The organism is Candidatus Methylomirabilota bacterium (assembly GCA_035709005.1).
Taxonomy (GTDB): domain Bacteria; phylum Methylomirabilota; class Methylomirabilia; order Rokubacteriales; family CSP1-6; genus 40CM-4-69-5.
Genome location: DASTFB010000036.1, coordinates 1 through 2,849, shown reverse-complemented (window position 1 = coordinate 2,849; position 2,849 = coordinate 1). Strand labels below are relative to the sequence as shown.

General features: G+C 68.3%; 3 protein-coding genes. All 3 read left to right on the top strand.

What is annotated here, in order from left to right; all coding sequences use genetic code 11:
• The first annotated feature begins 119 nt into the window (after positions 1-119).
• Entirely contained in the window at positions 120-242 is a 123-nt protein-coding gene (locus VFR64_05330) for a hypothetical protein (GenBank protein ID HET9489161.1), read from the top strand.
• Between the two features lie 15 nt (positions 243-257).
• Positions 258-1,106, top strand: a complete 849-nt coding sequence (locus VFR64_05325; protein HET9489160.1) for an MFS transporter — start codon at positions 258-260, stop codon at positions 1,104-1,106.
• Between the two features lie 335 nt (positions 1,107-1,441).
• Complete coding sequence (locus VFR64_05320) at positions 1,442-2,683, top strand: cation:proton antiporter (protein HET9489159.1); 1,242 nt, start codon at positions 1,442-1,444, stop codon at positions 2,681-2,683.
• The last annotated feature ends 166 nt before the right edge of the window (positions 2,684-2,849 follow it).

Here is a 2,849-nt window from a genome sequence, read left to right as displayed (position 1 = left end):
TATCTGCTCGAGCTCGGCAACGGCCCTTTCGAGACCGGCGTCATCGCGACCGCCACGCTTGCCGGCTCGGCGCTTGTCACCCTTCTCGTCGAACGTTGCTGATCAGCGCCGGCCTTCTGATGGTGCTGACGGGCATCGCCTACGCCGCGCTCGAGCACTTCTCGCCGCTCCTCCTCGTCCCCATCGTCGGCACCTTGAACCCGTCTTCGGGCGACGTCAGCGTCTTCATGCCGCGGCATTAGGCACAGCTCTCCTGGATGATGAGTGACCGTGACCGCACACGCCTCTTCGCCCGATACAGCTTCATTGTATCGATCATGGCCGCGGTGGGCGCCCTCGGCGCCGCCTTGCCCGAGGCGGCCGCAGACCTGATCGATGCGGAGCTGAGGCCGGCGCTCCAGACGGCGTTCCTACTCTATGCCGTGCTGGGTGGGCTCGCGCTGCTCCTCTATCGGAACCCGCCACGGGATGTGAGAACCGCCCATCCTGATCGAGCGCCCGCGAAGCTGCTCGGCCGCTCGCGCCGCATCGTGCTCACCCTGGCGGCCCTGTTCAGTCTGGATGCCTTCGCCGGCGGCCTGGTCGTCCAGTCGCTCCTGGCGCTCTGGGTGTTCGAGCGCTTTGGCCTTTCGCTCGCCACCGCCGGGGCCATCTTCTTCTGGACGGGCGCGCTCTCGGCCGTGTCCTACTTCGCCGCCGCCTGGATTGCCGATCGGATCGGGCTCATCAACACCATGGTGTGCACCCACCTTCCGGCCAACCTATGCCTCGCGCTCGTGCCGTTCGCCCCGAGCCTTTCGTTCGCGATCGCGCTACTGCTCGTGCGCAGCGCGCTCTCCCAGATGGACGTACCGACCCGGACCTCATACGTCATGGCCGTCGTCGCGCCGGAGGAGCGGGCAGCAGCCGCCAGCGTGACCTCGGTGCCGCGCAGCCTGGCCTCTGCTGCGAGCCCTGCGCTCGCCGGCGCGATGCTGGCCATCTCGGGTTTCGGCTGGCCGCTGGTCCTCGCCGGCGCGCTCAAAGCCGCCTACGACCTCCTCCTCCTGGTGATGTTCCGAAACGTACGCCCGCCGGAAGAGGCTGCCGAGCGCCCCCGCCCATGAGATTACCCCCGCCCCATGAGATTAACGCGGAGACCACGCGCTTTCGCACGTCGGATTTTGGGGGATCCTCTACATGGCTTCGTAGTGCCGTCAGCGGCGAATGCTTTGCACCGGCCAGAACATACTTGTGGGCTCCGGCGAGGCGAATTTGAAAGCGAGCCGCCTGGCGCGCGCTATCTGCGCGGCGGCTTGTCCATCGTAAAGGCGTCCAGACGAATCCCGTTCTCGACCTGGCGCGCCAGCTCACCGGGGCCGCAATCGGGAACCCCACCCGCGTCCCCAACGTCGGTCGGGTCTAGCCGTTAGCCCGCCGATCGGTCAGACAGGAGCCGCCCATCTCTGCCACCGCGATCTTCCTCGTTCAGGCTCTCATCGTTCTCGCGTTGCCGGTGGCCCTCTGGAGGATCGCCCGCTTACGCCACGCGCTGCCGCTCGCTGTGGTCCAGATCCTGGTCGGGATCGTCCTCGGGCCCTCGCTGCTGGGCCGCCTCGCGCCGGAGCTCGTGGCGCCCCTGATCAGCCCGCAGGCGCTGGCGCCGCTCTCGGGAATCGCTACGCTCGCCGTGATCCTGTTCGCCTTCGTTATCGGCCTTCACGCCGACGTGGGCTTGCTCCGCGGGCGGGGACCGGCCCTGGTTTGGATTGGGATCGGCAGCGCATTCCTCCCGACCTTGCTGGGCGCCGGTGCCGGGCTCCTCCTGGCGCACCAGTATCCCGAAACCGTCGGCCCCCAAGCCTCAGCCGGGGAGTTCGCGGCCGCCGTCGGCATCTGCGCCGGGGTAACCGCGCTGCCGGTGCTCGGCGCCATCCTGTTGCAGATGGGACTGCTGCGGCAGCGACTCGGCCAACTCGCCCTGGCGTGCGCCGCCATCAACGACGCACTGCTCTGGATCTTCCTTGCTGGGCTGCTCGCGTACGGCGCCGGGGGGCAGGCCGGGGGTGGCACATTCTGGCCGGTGCTTGTTGGTGGTCCAGTCTACCTGCTGCTCGTGTTCGGTTTGGTCCGCCCGGCGCTCGCCCGATTGGCGACCAGCCACGCGAAAGAGGCGGGCCCGGACGGACTGGGGCTCGCGGCCGCCTGCGCGACGGCATTGGGCTCGGCCGCGGTCACCGAGGCGCTGGGCCTGCACCATGTCCTGGGCGCATTTCTCGCCGGCATAGCGATGCCCGGGGCCGCGAGACGCGCGATCTTGGTGCGGCTCGAGGCCCCGGTTGCGGTGGCCCTGATGCCCTTCTTCTTCGTCTTGACCGGCCTCCGGACCACTATCGACCTGGGCTCTGACACGTTCCTCGCCGTCTTCCTGCTGATGACCTTGGCCGCCACCGTCGGCAAGTTCGGGGGCACCGCGCTGCTGGCCCGTGCGGCGGGCGAGGGCTGGCCGACGGCGCTCGGCCTGGGCGCTCTGATGCAGACCAAAGGATTGATGGAGGTCGTGGTGCTCACCGTCGTGCTCGATGCCGGCCTGGTCGGGCCAGCCACTTTCTCAGCCCTGGTGCTCATGGCTTTGGTGAGCACCGCCGCCACGATGCCCCTCACCCGGTTCGTGACGCGGAACGAGTTTTCCGAACGTTCATAAGCCCCGGGTGTCTACTTCGGCCAGGGTGGTTTCGTGCTCAAGTTCGGCGATGGCCACTTCGTGCTCGGGTTCGGTGTCAGGGCATGGCCCGCTCGCCGTGACGAGCCTGCGCGACTGCTGAGAGAATCGCCGCAATCGGCGGCTCGGTGCGCGAACGGGGCTACAT

Coding starts and splice junctions, on each gene's coding strand:
- VFR64_05330 (HET9489161.1), top strand. CDS start 120: ATGGTGCTGACGGGCATCGCCTACGCCGCGCTCGAGCACTTCTCGCCG.
- VFR64_05325 (HET9489160.1), top strand. CDS start 258: ATGATGAGTGACCGTGACCGCACACGCCTCTTCGCCCGATACAGCTTC.